Consider the following 13774-nt stretch of genomic DNA (forward strand, 5'->3'; position numbering starts at 1 on the left):
TGCAACGTGTGCATTCTGTTCCGCACTTCCTGCGGAACACGCTTTAAGAACCAGTGGCTGTCAATAAACCATATGTATTTCCGCGGACAACGGGAAAGTTGCGCCCACGTTTTGGAAGGCGGCGCGTCATAAAACAGTCTATGATGCCGCCAGCGTGAGGCCGGGGCGGCGGCCGCCCCGGGTCCGTCATGGGTTGGGCCCGCGCCGGACGGCGGCGCCGGCACGATTATGCTTACCACTATGTCAACCAGCCTCCATCATCGCGCCATCGAACACCTGGGAACCCGTATCGTGAGCGGCGCGCTGCCCACGGGCCATGTGATGCTGGCTGAGCAACTCGAGGATGAGCTGAAGGTTTCCCGCTCCGTGGTGCGGGAAGCCGTCCGGGTCCTGCAGTCCCTCGGCCTGGTGGAAACCATCAAGCGCGTGGGGATCCGGGTGCTTCCGGCCAGCCGCTGGAATCCGTTCGATCCCCTGGTCATCCGCTGGCGCCTGGCCGGCGAGGGCCGCGGCGCCCAGCTCAGGTCCCTGGCGGAGCTGCGCTCCGCCGTCGAACCCGTCGCCGCCGAACTGGCCGCCGCCAACGCCCCGCAGGACCTCCGGAAGGAACTGCTGGACGTGTCGCTGGCCATGCGCGACGCCGGACGGGCCGGCAACGTGGCGGAGTTCCTGCAGCTGGACATCCGCTTCCATTCCTTGCTCCTCAGCGGCTCGGGTAATGAAATGTTCGCCAACCTGGTAGGCCAGGTGGCGGAAACCCTGACCGGCCGGACCGTCCACGGCCTCATGCCGGACCACCCCCGCGAGGCCGCCCTGCAGTGGCATGTGGACGTGGCGGAGGCCATTGCCGCAGGGGACGCCGCCGGGGCCCGGGAGGCCTCCAGCCGGATCATGCGTGAGACGATCACCGAAATGGAGGCTGGCTGGCGGGACCAGCCCAGGGTCTTCGTCCCCCTGCCGCAGGCCTGACCGCCAGCCTCGCGCCCTGACCGCCAGCCTCGCGCCCTGCTGACGGACCGGCCGCGCCGAGCCGGCCGGGGGAGGCGCAGCCCCGTCCCTACTCCCCCGGCGCCGGGCTGAAGTCCAGCAGTACCTTTCCGGATTCAGCGGAGTTCCTGGCCACTTCAAAGGCCTCGAGTCCGCGGTCCAGCGGGAATTCATGGGTCACCACGGGGTCCACGAACAGTGTGCCGTCCGCAAGCGCCGCAATGACCTCGTCGATTTCGGCGTTGAAGCGGAAGGAACCCAGCAGCTCCAGCTCGCGGGTGATGGCCAGGGAGATCAGCACGGGCTGCGGCCCGGAAGGCAGCAGGCCCACCATCACCACTTTGCCGCCGCGGACGGCGCCCTTGATGGCTGAGGCGAGTCCGTGGTGGCTGCCGGATGACTCGATGACGACGTCCGCCTCCACCGCGGCGATGGCCTCGGCGTCATCGCCTTTCAGGACCTCGTCGGCGCCGACGGCCCGGGCGATTTCCAGCGGCTTGGGGTGCATGTCCACGGCGACGATCCGCCGGGCACCCGCGCGTTTGAGGACGGCCACGGCCAGGGCGCCGATGGGTCCGCTGCCGATCACCAGGGCCGTCTTCCCCTTGACGTCACCGGCGCGGGCCACAGCATGCCAGGCAACAGCAGCCGGCTCGGCCAGGGCAGCTGTCCGCAGGCTGAGGCCTTCCGGCAGCGGACGGAGCATCCGGGCAGGCAGGGTGGCATACCGGCTGAAGGCGCCGTCGGTGTGCGGGAAGCGGGCGGCGCTCCCCAGATAGGTGCAGCCCGGCGACAGGTTGGGGCGGTCTTCGGGGTACCGTGCGGCACCTGGGCCCGGTGTGGCCGGGTGGACGGCGACGGCGGTCCCCGCCGCAGGTCCGGTGCCGTCTGCTGCCGCTTGCAGGACAGTGCCCACAATTTCGTGCCCCAGGACCAGGGGGGCCCGGAGGATCGATTCACCGGCGGCACCGTGGAGCCAGTAGTGGAGGTCAGAGCCGCAGATGCCGCCATAGGCTATTTCCACCACCGCTTCATCGGAACCGGGAACAGAGACATGCACCTCCTCGATCCGGAGGTCGCCGGCTGCATGGGCCACCACCGCGGCCGAGGTGGTGGGGAGTTCGTGGATGCCGGGCATCAGACCACCACCGTCATTCCGCCGTCGATGAAGATGGTCTGTCCGTTCACGAAGTTGGAACCGTCCGAGGCAAGCCAGACCGCCGGGCCGGCCAGGTCCTGGACCGTCCCCCAGCGGTGGGCCGGCGTGCGGCCCAGGATCCAGGAGTTGAACTGCTCGTCGTCCACGAGGTTCTGCGTCATTTCGGTGTGGATATAGCCCGGGGCGATGCCGTTGATCTGCAGCCCCGAAGCCGCCCATTCCGCGGTCATTGCCCTGGTGAGGTTGCGGAGTCCACCCTTGGCCGCGATATAGGGGGCGATGGTGGGCCGCGCGAGGTCGGTCTGCACCGAGCAGATGTTGATGATCTTGCCGTGTCCGCGCGGGATCATGTGCCGCGCCGCTTCCCGTCCCACCAGGAAGGCGCTGGTCAGGTCCGTGGAGATGACGCGTTCCCAGTCGCTGACTTCCAGGTCCAGCATGGGGACGCGGTGCTGGATGCCGGCGTTGTTCACGAGGATCTCGAGCGGTCCCACGTTTTCTTCCACCCAGGCGACGCCGCGGGCGGCCTCGGTGTCTTTGGTGACGTCGAAGGCGCAGCTGTGCACCCGCCCCGGCGGGTAGTCGGCCGCCATGGCGGCTTCGGCGGCTTTGAGCCGTTCGGGGTTGATGCCGTTAAGCACCACAGTGGCGCCGGCGTCGGCCAGGGCCCGCGCCAGGGCATTGCCGATTCCCCGGCTGGAGCCCGTGACCAGCGCGGTCCGGCCTGTCAGGTCAAAAAGTGCGCTCATTGTTTCCTGTTCCTCAATTGGTCTTGACTGCTGCGTCGTTGCTGAGATTCGAGATGGTCTGCCGGACTGCCGCGAGGTCGAGGTCGCCCAGCCCCTGGCGCTTCAGTTCGGCGTAAAGTTCGACGCCGGCCGTCGCCATGGGCACGGCGGCGTTCACGGCCTCGGCGCTTTCCAGGACGAAGGACAGGTCCTTGTGCATGAATTTTGCCGGACCGGTGGGCTCGTAGTCCTTGGCGGCAAGGCGCGGCCCGACGATGTCCAGGACCCTGCTGCTGGCCAGCCCGCCGGACAGCACCTCATACAGTGCCCCGACGTCCATGCCGGAGCGTTCGGCGAGCTCAGCGGCTTCTGCGAGCGCCGCCGTCGTGGTTCCCACGATCAGCTGGTTGCAGGCCTTGGCCAATGAGCCCGAGCCGAGGGGCCCCAGCCGGCGGACTGTGCCGCCCATGGCGTTGAAGAGGGGAAGGAGCCGCTGGAAGTCCGTTTCCTCCGCGCCCGCCATGATGGCCAGGGTTCCGTCCCGGGCACCTTTGGTGCCGCCGCTGACCGGTGCGTCAACGACGACGGCGTTGCCGCGGCTCGCGGCGCACACCCGCGCCCCGAAGTCCCGCACGGCTGCCGGGGAGACACTGCTCATGACCACAACGGCGGTACCGGGGCCGGGCGGGCTTTGGGACCAGCCGGCAAGGAGCCCGGCTGCCGCTTCCTCGATGTAGCCCAGGTCCGGGAGCATAAAAACAATGACCGGTTCGTCGCGCAGCGCGGCAACGTCGGCGGCGCGGGCGCCGCCGCGGGCCGCAAAGTCGTCCAGGGCGGCCGCTGACCTGTTCCAGCCTGTGACGTTCCAGCCTGCCTTCAGCAGGTTGGCTGCCATGTGGCCGCCCATCAGGCCCAGCCCGACGAAACCGGCCCTCTTTTCACACGAATTTTCACTCAAATCGTGGTCTGTCTGCACATCCATCGGCAGCGGTACCTCACTTCATCGTGGTTAATGGAGGGGAATCTGTTCAATATCCTAGCCTCCATTCAGTATGATGAACACTATGACGACTAAAACCACCGTCGCAATCGCCGTCCCGCTCGAAGCTGAGCTGGTTGAGCGCATCCGCGCCGTAGATCCCGCCGTGACCGTCCTCTATGAGCCCGACCTCCTCCCGCCCGAGAGGTTCCCCGCGGACCACTCCGGCGATCCGGACTTCAAACGCACTCCGGAACAGGAGGAACAGTACTGGGACATGCTGAACAAGGCCGACGTCCTGTACGGCTTCCCCAACGAGAATCCCGCCGGGCTTGCCCGCATTGCCGGAAGCAACCCCCGGCTCCAGTGGATCCACGCCATGGCGGCAGGCGCAGGCGGAGCGGTCAAGGCATCCGGCCTGGACCAGGAAACCCTGCAGAAGTTCAAGGTCACCACCTCCGCCGGAGTGCATGCCCTCCCGCTGGCGGAATTCGCCGCCCTGGGTATCCTCAACGGCTTCAAGCGCAGCGCCGAGCTCGCCGTGGACCAGGCCGCCAAGGTCTGGCCTGAACTGCGCACCCCGACGCGCCTGGTGAACGGCTCCACCCTCGTCGTGACGGGCCTCGGCGAGATCGGCCTGGAAACAGCCCGCATCGCCCGCGCCCTCGGCATGAAGGTCAGCGGCACCAAGCGGAACGTTGAGCCGATCGATGGCATCGAAAAAGTTGCCGGCAACGACGGCCTGGCCGGGCTGCTCGCCTCGGCGGACGCCGTCGTGAACACCCTGCCCGGCACGCCGTACACGGAGAGGCTGTTCAACCGTGAGGTGTTCGCCGCCATGAAGCCGGGAACGGTGTTCGTCAACGTTGGCCGCGGCACCGTGGTGGACGAAGACGCCCTCCTGGAGGCGCTCAACAACGGCCAGGTGGGCTTCGCCTGCCTCGACGTATTCGCCGTCGAACCCCTGCCGCAGGACAGCCCGCTCTGGAACCACCCGAAGGTCATGGTGTCCCCGCACACCTCGGCGCTGAGCGCGGCGGAGAACCGGCTGATCGCAGAACGCTTCAGCAGCAACCTGCGCACGTTCCTCGACGGCGGGGAACTCCCCCACCTCGTGGACACCGTGCACTTCTACTAAGCCGCACTACTGCAGGGTCCACCGGCCCGCGCGGCACACCCGCAGGCCAGGGCGGCCCCTCCGGCAACGGAGGGGCCGCCCTTTTGTGGGTTCCCGGGACTATTGCCGTCTTGCCCGCTCCACGTCGGCGGCGCTCTTAGCCTGCCCCCGGGCGGCAAGACCTGCCACCACACCGTCGATGTCCGCATCGGGCCGGTTCTGGCTGAGCTTGGCCTTGGCCTCGATCCGGGTAATAACAAGTTCCAGGCCCACGATGGCGCGCAGCTGCCCCGAAATGTAGCGCTCCGGTGCGTCATCCACGCTCCACGGGTGGTCGAAGTCCGCTTCGTTGACGCCTGTCAGCCGCCTGACCTGGCCAGCGAGCCAGGCTGGATCGTCGTGGACCACCAAGTTGCCGTATACATGCGCCGTTGAGTAGTTCCAGGTGGGGACAACACGCCCGTGCTCGGCCTTCGAGGCGTACCAGGACGGCGAGATGTAGGCGTCCGCGCCCTGGAGGATGGCGAGTGCTTCTCCGGTCACCGGCTCGGACCACTGCGCGTTGTTCCGGGCCACGTGGGTGAGCAGGGCACCGAGTTCGCCGATCGAGGGGTCGTAGACGAACGGAAGCAGCGTTGCGAGCAGGCCCTGCGGTGTCATCGTGACCAGATTGGCTGCGGCGGGCCGGGTGAGGAGGTCCCTGATGGCGTCGGGTCCGGCTTCGAAGTGGGCTGGTGTGTACATGGTGCTAATCCTTTGCAGGCTGGAGGGATCTTGTGGAGTGTGGGACGGCATGCGGAGCGGGGGGCTGCCTGAGTCGGGCCCGGACGGCTGCGCCGGCGCAGAGGATGACGGCGACGCCGCCGATGATGGTGGTCCAGGTCAGGGCCTCGCCCAGCAGGAGGCCGGCCCAGCAGATGCTCAGCACTGGCTGGATGAGCTGGACCTGGCTGACCTGGGCCATGGGGCCGACGGCCAGGCCCCGGTACCAGGCAAAGAAGCCCAGAAACATACTCACCACCCCGAGGTAGGCGAACGCCGCCCACTGGACCGGAGTGGCTGACGCCGGCTGCTGGGCCAGGGAGAGCATCATGAGGAACACCATGAGCGGCGACGCCAGCACCAACGCCCACGACACGGTCTGCCAGGAGCCGAGCTCGCGGGCCAGCAGGCCGCCCTCCGCATAGCCGATCGCCGCCGCCACCACGGCGCCAAGGAGCAGCAGGTCCGCCGAGTGCAGCTGCCCGAATCCGCCGGACTGCATGGAGGCAAAGGCGATGGCCGCCAGCGCGCCCACACCGGTGATGAGCCAGAACGCCAAGGGTGGACGCTCGCGCCCCCTCAGGACAGCCGCCGTCGCCGTCGCAGCCGGGAGCAGGGCGATGACCACCGCGCCGTGACTGGCCGGCGTGGTGGTGAGCGCGAAGGACGTAAGCAAGGGAAATCCAATCACAACGCCGGCCGCCACCACCGCGAGCCTGGCCCACTGCATGCCGCGGGGAAGTTTCTGCCGCGCCAGTGCAAGGGCGGAAGCGGCCAGGACCCCGGCCACCACCGCGCGGCCGGACCCGATGAACAGCGGCGAGAGCCCCGCGACGGCGATCTTGGTGAACGGAACCGTGAACGAGAACGCCGCTACTCCGAGGAGACCCCACCACAGTCCGGAAGGGGTGCGGGACAGTACCACTGGGCGAATTAGCGTAGTAGCGCTACTATTGTCTCTCATGAACAACGATAGCAGTTCCCGGATTGCGGTGCGACTACGGGAATGGATCGCCAAAGCCGCACCCGGATCAAGGCTGCCGTCCACACGGTCCCTGGTGGCTGAGTACCAGGCAAGTCCGGTGACCGTGCAGAAGGCACTGCAGTCCCTCACCGCTCAGGGCCTAATCGAGAGCCGGCCCGGCGTCGGAACATTCGTGCGGGCAGTCCGGAGTGCCCGTCCCTCGGACTATGGCTGGCAGACGGCGGCACTGCGGTCGCCGCTGGCACCGCTTCCGTCAGCCTCCACCACCATGCGCGACGTGGCGAACGACGCCATAGCCTTCCACTCCGGCTACCCGGACCGGGAACTCCTGCCCGAGCGCCTCGTCCGGACGGCACTCACACGGGCAGCCCGGGGCGACGCAGCGTTGTCCCGTCCGCCGGCAGCGGGCCTGCCGGAACTGCAATCGTGGTTCGCGCATGAACTCGGCACCTCGACACCGGCCGGAACCACACCGCCGAACCCGAGCGACGTCGTCGTACTCCCGGGGAGCCAGAGCGGGCTCAGCTCCATCTTCAGCGCGCTCGCGGGCCGCGGGCAGCCGCTGCTGATGGAGTCACCAACCTACTGGGGCGCCATCCTGGCGGCGGCACAGGCCGGCGTCCGCGTTGTCCCGGTGCCCAGCGGACCGGACGGTCCGGACCCGGCCGAACTGGCCCGGGCCTTTGACGAAACCGGTGCCCGCCTGTTCTACGCCCAACCGAACTACGCGAACCCCACCGGTGCGCAGTGGGCGGCAGGTCGGGGTGACGAGGTCCTGGACGTGGTGCGGGCGAAGGGTGCGTTCCTGGTCGAGGACGACTGGGCGCACGACTTCGGCATCACCACGAGCCCCGTGCCCGTCGCCTCCCGCGACGACTCCGGCCACGTGGTGTACCTGCGCTCCCTGACCAAGAGCGTGTCGCCGGCCATCCGCATCGCCGCCGTGATCGCGCGCGGCCCGGCACGTGAGCGCATCCTCGCGGACCGGGCAGCCGAGTCAATGTATGTCAGCGGCCTGCTCCAGGCCGCGGCGCTCGACGTCGTGACCCAGCCCGGGTGGCAGACCCACCTGCGCAGCCTCCGCCACCAGCTCCAGTCCCGCCGCGACCTCCTGGTCACCAGCATGCGCGAGTACGCCCCGCAGGCGCACATCGAGCAGGTGCCCAAGGGAGGCCTGAACCTCTGGGCGCGCCTTCCCGACGGCACAGACCTTGAACGGCTGACCCGCGACTGCGAAAGCGCCGGGGTCATCATTGCCGCCGGGCGGGAGTGGTTCCCGGCCGAACCCGCAGGCGCTTTCATCCGCCTCAACTACTCAGGGGCCAACCCGGGAGCCTTCCCGGAAGGGGCCCGGATCATCGGTCAGGCACTGGAACGCAACAACTCCTAGGGGCAGGCAGGCACGAACGTGCCCCGGCGCAGCAAAGGCTGTGGCCCCCTCCTTGCGGAAGGGGCCACAGCCGTTGTGTTGGAGTGCAGTTCCGGTGCTGCGGGAGTGCTAGCTCGCGTCCTCCGTGAGGACGAGGTCACGGGCCACGGTCTCCGGAGTGAAGAACGTGGTGACGAAGGAGATGAGCGCGAGCACCAGCGAGTAGATGGCAAGCACCAGCCAGGAGTGATCCGTTGCCGCCAGCAGCGACGCGCCAACGAGGGGAACAAGGCCTCCGGCCATAACGGCGGAGAGTTCGCGGCTCATGGCAACACCGGTGAAGCGGTACTGGGAACCGAACAGCTCCGGCAGGAGCGGGCACTGCGGACCGAGCATGGACTGGACGCCGATGGCGATACCCACCACCATGACCACCCAGACCAGGGTCACGTTGCCCAGCGTCACCAGGTAGAACGCCGGAAGCGCAATGACGGCCTGGAACAGTGCTCCGTAGCGGTATACCGGCACACGGCCAAAGCGGTCGGACAGGGCCCCAAATGTGACCACCATAACGGCGGCGAAGCCGGCGGCAATGAGCAGGCCAACGGGTCCGATGAACTTGTCGCCCGGGAAAACCCCGTCCTTGGCTGCCAGGAAGGCGATGAGGAGTGCCGAGTAGATCGACGAGTTGCCGTTCTCACCCATGCGCAGGCCGATGCCGATCAGCACGTTCTTCTTCGAGTGCTTCCAGAGCTGGCCGATGGGGTTCTTGACCACATTCTTGTGCTTTTCCAGCTCCTGGAAAACCGGAGTTTCCTTGAGCCGGAGCCGGATGAAGATCGCCACGGCAATCAGGAGGATGCTGGCCAGGAAAGGCACACGCCACAGCCAGCCTTCCAGGACCGCCTTGTCAGCCATGGCAATCAGGGCGAACGTGCCGGCACCGAGCAGGGTGCCCAGCTGGATGCCGACAAACGGCAGGGAAGCGAAGAATCCACGACGACGGCGCGGCGCGACTTCGGAAATCAAGGTGGTGGCGCCCGCCTGCTCAGCGCCGGCGCCGAGGCCCTGAAGGATTCGCAGCGTGACGAGGAGGACCGCGCCCAGCATTCCCGCCTGCTCGAACGTCGGCAGCAGGCCGATTGCGAAGCTTGCCGTGCCCATCAGGCCGATCGTAAGGATCAGGACCATTTTGCGTCCGAACCTGTCGCCAATGTAACCGAAGATGACTCCCCCGAAGGGGCGGGCCGCAAACCCAACGCCATAGGTGGCGAATGATGCGATCAGGGCGCCGTCTTCGCCGAGCGGCTTGAAGAAGAGCGGCCCGAAAATGAGGGCCGAAGCCAGGCCATAAATGTAGAAATCGTAGTACTCCAGAGCGGAGCCTACGGAGCTGGCAAGAGTTGCCCTCCGCAGTTGTTCCGGTTCGACGACGGCGTCGTCCACATCGGCCAGCGGTGAATTAGTACGAGTTGTCACTAGCACTCCCTTAAGAACACTCCAGACCCCCGTTGGTCTGGTGGGATAGTGACGACACCGGTGGCGTCGATCACTATAGTGAACACAGTACAGCAAGCTGAACGGATAGCCAATGATGAAATCCGTTTTATTTTTCCGTGAGTCAGCGTCCGCCTTTTGCGCCGCTTCAGGGGCGGTTCTAGCCCATGGGATTGCCCAGGGATCGGGCCAGTTCCTTCAGTTCTTTCACCATCATGGCGCCCTGCTCCGCGGAATAGGTGGCCTTCAGGGCAGTGACGGACAGCCCCAGGCTTGGCCCGTGGGCTCCCCTGGTCGGGACCGAGACAGCGAGGCAAACAACTCCGGTGGTGGACTCCTCGTCCTCGAAGGCATACCCCTGTTCCCGAATGACAGGCAGTTGCTTCTTGAAGTCGGCGCCGGTCCGGAGGGATTTCGGCGTGAGCACCGGGAGTTCCGTGTCGTCAGGGAACATCTCCTCGATGTCGTGGTCGTGCAGCCGCGCGATGAGCGCCTTGCCGACAGCGCACAGCGACACCGGCATTTTGTCGCCGATATTCGAGGTGAGCCGGACCGCAGGGTGGCCCTCGTAACGGGCCAGGTAGATGACATTGGTTCCGTCCAGCATGGCGATACGGACCGTTTCACCCGACAAGGTAGGGGCCTGTTCGCAGAAGCGGTAGAACTCCTGGACCTCATCCAGCCGGCTGAGGTAGGCAGCGCCAAGTTCCACAAGTTTGCGCCCGAGCGTGAAGTCCGCCCCCTGGCGGTTGATGAGGCGGGCCTCTTCGAGGGCCAGCAGGAGATTCGAGGTTGACGACTTGGGGATGCCGAGTTCCCTCGAAAGGTCACTCAGCGTGAGCCTGCCCGTCGAAGAGGCGGCCAGCGCCTCCAGCACGGCGGCGGCACGCGTCACGGCCGGCGCGGGGGACGCACTCCCCAGTCCGTCAGAGGAGGTGCGGGGAGCTCGGGAATCGGCCATGATTCTCCTTCAGGTAAAGCGCGTCCATTCAGCGCCGTTCAAAACAAAGGTGTGTTCAATCAGCTGAACAGTAACCATCATAATGTGTGACGGTGGGATCCGCTCCCGGGAGCCCCTGGCATCGACCTTCGGACCCGGCGCGGGCTGGACCGCAGGCACCGAAAACCCGGCGCGCCCCCGCCCGCCTTGTTTCACATTTCGAAAAATTCACTGTATATTCATTTCAAGCCTTCCACCGCGGCATCCCCCAATAGCCGCGGTGGAAGGCTTTTCCAATTCCCCGGCAGAATCGCCGTTCCGGGAATCAGGCAGCGTCGGCCACGGCCTCCCTCAGCCGCCAGCCCCCGCTGAGTCCGTCGCGGATCAGTTCCATAATGGTGAGGGCCGAGTTGGCGTTCCTGCCCAGCCGCGCCTGGACCTGCCAGACCTCAATGTCCACCCGGCCAAGGCCCTTCGGCATCCTCCGCTCGGCCTCCCACCAGCTGACGCGCTCAAACCAGCGGACCGGTTCTGCGCCGATGGTCCATTCCCGGCCGCCGCGAACAACGGACAGCGGCCGGCCGTCCGCGGCCATCCTCATCAAAACGTGTTCCATGCCGGCAACACTATGGACAGGGTCCGACAGTTTTTGTCCGTGGCAGCAAACACAAAAAACCCCGCCCTTGCTGACCTTTCGGCCGGCAATGACGGGGTTCCGTTGGTGGGTCCTACCGGGATCGAACCGATGACATCCACGGTGTAAACGTGGCGCTCTACCAGCTGAGCTAAAGACCCAAACCGTGATTTCCGCGCCTCAGCGCTTCAACCAACGAACAGCAACTGTACCGGATAAATCCCGCAGAACGCCAATCGGCATCCGCGTTCACACCGCAGTGAGCCCTACATCACACATCCGGCAGTTCACTGGCCAGCCAGGTGAGCGATTCGCTGACACCGGCTTCCAGCTTGATCGTGGCCAGGTCATCGCCCCTGGTGACTCCCCTGTTGATGATGACCACGGGCTTCTGCTGCTTGGCGGCATGCCGGACGAAGCGGAGGCCGCTCATGACCGTCAGTGAGGATCCGGCAACAACCAGGGCGCCGGCATCATCGACCATGGCGTACGAGCGTTCGACCCGGTCCCTGGGAACATTCTCGCCAAAGTACACAAAGTCCGGCTTGAGGGTGCCGCCGCATGCCGGGCAGTGCGCAACGACGAAACTGCGGATGAGGACCGAATCCTCCACCGTCGCGTCGGCGTCGGGCGCCATTTCCACAACGCCGTCCGCCAGTGCCCGTTCGAGGAATCCGGGGTTCAGTTCCTCCAGTACCCCCGCCAGCAAGGTTCTGCTGTAGCGCCGCGCGCAGGCAAGGCAGGCCACGCGGTCGAATCGGCCATGGAGGTCCACCACATTAACGCTGCCAGCATCCTCGTGGAGCCGGTCCACATTTTGGGTGATGAGGCCGGTCAGCAGGCCGCGTTTTTCGAGCCTGGCCGCAGCCACATGGCCGTCATTCGGATCGGCCCGGCGCAGGTGTGACCAGCCGATGTGATTGCGCGCCCAGTACCGTTGGCGGTTGTCCGGGTGGCCAATGAACTCCTGATAGGTCATGGGTGCCCGTGGTGCGGCACCGGGTCCCCGGTAGTCCGGGATGCCCGAGTCGGTACTGAGACCGGCTCCGGTGAGGAGTGCGAAGCGTCTTCCCGCCAAGGCGTCCCGGATGCCCCGAAGGACTCCGATGACGTCGGGTGCAGGGGTGGCGGCGCTGACCGGCGGCAGGCTGGCGAACCCAGTCATGCCAAGTCCGGGGCGCCGCTCCCTCATTCCGTCAGCTCCCGCCGAGCTCCGCAAGGGCGGCACGATATCCGGCCAGGTCACGGGCCTGGCCGCGCGGATTCACCACGACGTAGCGGACGATGCCGTCCGCATCGATGATGAACGTTCCCCGCTGCGCCATCCCGCTGTCGGGATCGAACACGCCGTACAGCGACGCAACTCCGCCGTGCGGCCAGAAGTCGGCCAGCAGATCAAATCCGTAGCCTTCCTTCTCTGCGTAGGCACGCAGCGTGAACTTGCTGTCCACGGAAACAGCGAGGACTGTCGCGTTCGCATCCGCAAACACCGACAGATTGTCGCGGATTTCACAGAGCTCGCCGGTACAGATTCCGGAAAAGGCGAACGGATAAAAAACGACGACGACGTTGCGCCCCCGAAGTTCCGACAGCCGGACGGGCTCGCCGTACTGATTGACAAGTTCAAAGTCAGGAGCTGTGCTGCCGATTTCCGGAAGAACGCTGACCGCCGCGGCAGTTTGTACCGGCGGTGGGGTCACTTGTTCTTCCTGGTGACCAGGCGCGTGGCGCTCCAGTCCTTGGATACACCCGGCGATGTCGTGAGGTGGAGCCCCGCCGTGGGCGCAGCTTCCTGGATCTCCGCGGGGGACACGTAACCGGATCTCCCCGACTTTGGCGTCAGTACCCAGACCACACCGTTCTCACTCAGGGTGGTCAGTGAATCCATGAGCGTGTCCACCAGGTCCCCGTCGCCGTCGCGCCACCAGAATATGACGGCATCAACTACGTCGTGGTCGTCTTCATCAAGGAGTTCCGAGCCCGTGAGGTCTTCAATATCGTCACGCAAGTCGAAGTCGACGTCGTCGTCGTAACCGAACTCCTGAATCAGATCCCCGTTTTTGAAACCCAATTTTTCCGCCACATTTACCGAAGTGGCGGCGTCGGCCTCGCTCACGTGTTCCTCCAATGCTTAGTCATTTTCATAAATCTAGTGATTTCCATTACTACAAGCCAACACCCTTTGTGCCTGCTCTTCAAGCTGTTGCCCCCGCGATCCCACTTATTCTGCGTCACACCGGGGGCTGACGTCCGTCCGCCGAGGCGGCCTTCCGTCACACAACCAGTATGACGTCAAATGCGACGGGGTCGTCAGGCAGCGGCTACGCATCGGATAGCTCGCACAGCTAGAGTGGCTGATGACTACTATGCCGGCGGGGCGATCGCCCTGGATTTATACGGTCATAGAAGTGATAGGACCCCCTGCCCGGCGCACATGACCGGGCTGTTGTAACCGATACGTCGCACACGTCGCGTTCACGCCAGGCAGTTACCCTGCCGGACCTGAGGGCGCCGATGCATGCGCGCAAAGAGAGGTTGGACGTGGCTGCAGGAGAAGATACCTCCCATATCCTCAGCGGGTTGACTAACCAGCTGCCTGATCGTGATCCGGAAGAGA

Annotated in this window: 14 protein-coding genes and 1 tRNA gene; 3 read left to right on the forward strand and 12 right to left on the reverse strand. The window is 65.9% G+C overall.

The annotated features are described in order from the left end of the window. Nucleotides 1-240 precede the first annotated feature (240 nt). A complete protein-coding gene (locus CXQ91_RS06915) occupies nt 241-969 on the forward strand; it encodes a FadR/GntR family transcriptional regulator (protein ID WP_104173159.1) in 729 nt (242 codons plus the stop codon). A gap of 88 nt (nt 970-1057) precedes the next feature. Here CXQ91_RS06915 and CXQ91_RS06920 read toward each other — a convergent pair whose 3' ends face one another. The 3 genes from CXQ91_RS06920 to CXQ91_RS06930 are packed head-to-tail and all read right to left on the reverse strand — an operon-like array spanning nt 1058 to nt 3856. Continuing rightward, nucleotides 1058-2125, reverse strand: a complete 1068-nt coding sequence (locus CXQ91_RS06920; RefSeq protein ID WP_104173160.1) for an L-idonate 5-dehydrogenase — start codon at nt 2123-2125, stop codon at nt 1058-1060. After that, complete coding sequence (locus CXQ91_RS06925) at nt 2125-2895, reverse strand: SDR family oxidoreductase (RefSeq protein WP_104173161.1); 771 nt, start codon at nt 2893-2895, stop codon at nt 2125-2127. Before CXQ91_RS06925 ends, CXQ91_RS06920 begins: the two co-directional genes overlap by 1 nt. Nucleotides 2896-2908: 13 nt before the next feature. Beyond that, nucleotides 2909-3856 carry an NAD(P)-dependent oxidoreductase gene (locus CXQ91_RS06930; protein WP_104173162.1) on the reverse strand — a complete coding sequence of 316 codons (948 nt, stop codon included), beginning with the start codon at nt 3854-3856 and terminating at the stop codon, nt 2909-2911. 70 nt (nt 3857-3926) lie between these two features. Here CXQ91_RS06930 and CXQ91_RS06935 point away from each other — a divergent pair, with 70 nt between their 5' ends. Next, on the forward strand, nt 3927-4991 hold the full coding sequence (locus tag CXQ91_RS06935) for a D-2-hydroxyacid dehydrogenase (RefSeq protein ID WP_104173163.1): 1065 nt from the start codon (nt 3927-3929) through the stop codon (nt 4989-4991). Nucleotides 4992-5090: 99 nt separating this feature from the next. On the opposite strand, the gene CXQ91_RS06940 is transcribed toward CXQ91_RS06935, so the two are convergent. After that, complete coding sequence (locus CXQ91_RS06940) at nt 5091-5714, reverse strand: FMN-binding negative transcriptional regulator (protein WP_104173164.1); 624 nt, start codon at nt 5712-5714, stop codon at nt 5091-5093. A gap of 4 nt (nt 5715-5718) precedes the next feature. After that, the gene (locus CXQ91_RS06945) at nt 5719-6696 is read right to left on the reverse strand and encodes a DMT family transporter (RefSeq protein WP_104173165.1); all 978 of its coding nucleotides are present in this window, start codon (nt 6694-6696) and stop codon (nt 5719-5721) included. Here CXQ91_RS06945 and CXQ91_RS06950 point away from each other — a divergent pair. After that, nucleotides 6695-8107 carry a PLP-dependent aminotransferase family protein gene (locus tag CXQ91_RS06950; RefSeq protein WP_104173166.1) on the forward strand — a complete coding sequence of 471 codons (1413 nt, stop codon included), beginning with the start codon at nt 6695-6697 and terminating at the stop codon, nt 8105-8107. The genes CXQ91_RS06945 and CXQ91_RS06950 overlap by 2 nt on opposite strands. Nucleotides 8108-8215: 108 nt before the next feature. On the opposite strand, the gene CXQ91_RS06955 is transcribed toward CXQ91_RS06950, so the two are convergent. From CXQ91_RS06955 to CXQ91_RS06985, 7 genes are all read right to left on the reverse strand, one after another. Further along, the gene (locus CXQ91_RS06955) at nt 8216-9571 is read right to left on the reverse strand and encodes an MFS transporter (protein ID WP_374953633.1); all 1356 of its coding nucleotides are present in this window, start codon (nt 9569-9571) and stop codon (nt 8216-8218) included. A gap of 172 nt (nt 9572-9743) precedes the next feature. After that, nucleotides 9744-10544 carry an IclR family transcriptional regulator gene (locus CXQ91_RS06960; protein WP_104173168.1) on the reverse strand — a complete coding sequence of 267 codons (801 nt, stop codon included), beginning with the start codon at nt 10542-10544 and terminating at the stop codon, nt 9744-9746. A 304-nt stretch (nt 10545-10848) separates the two neighbouring features. Continuing rightward, nucleotides 10849-11139, reverse strand: a complete 291-nt coding sequence (locus tag CXQ91_RS06965) for a hypothetical protein (protein ID WP_104173169.1) — start codon at nt 11137-11139, stop codon at nt 10849-10851. Nucleotides 11140-11242: 103 nt separating this feature from the next. After that, nucleotides 11243-11318, reverse strand: a tRNA-Val gene (locus CXQ91_RS06970). 110 nt (nt 11319-11428) lie between these two features. After that, nucleotides 11429-12349 (reverse strand): NAD-dependent protein deacetylase, encoded by a 921-nt coding sequence (locus CXQ91_RS06975; protein ID WP_104173170.1) that lies wholly within the window; start codon nt 12347-12349, stop codon nt 11429-11431. A 4-nt stretch (nt 12350-12353) separates the two neighbouring features. After that, on the reverse strand, nt 12354-12857 hold the full coding sequence (locus CXQ91_RS06980; protein WP_104173171.1) for a peroxiredoxin: 504 nt from the start codon (nt 12855-12857) through the stop codon (nt 12354-12356). Beyond that, nucleotides 12854-13273, reverse strand: coding sequence for a DUF3052 domain-containing protein (locus tag CXQ91_RS06985; protein ID WP_104173208.1), 420 nt, complete (start codon nt 13271-13273; stop codon nt 12854-12856). The genes CXQ91_RS06980 and CXQ91_RS06985 overlap by 4 nt, the downstream gene beginning before the upstream one ends. Nucleotides 13274-13774: the final 501 nt, after the last annotated feature.

The organism is Arthrobacter sp. Y81 (assembly GCF_002929335.1).
In the GTDB taxonomy this organism is placed as follows: Bacteria; Actinomycetota; Actinomycetes; order Actinomycetales; family Micrococcaceae; genus Arthrobacter.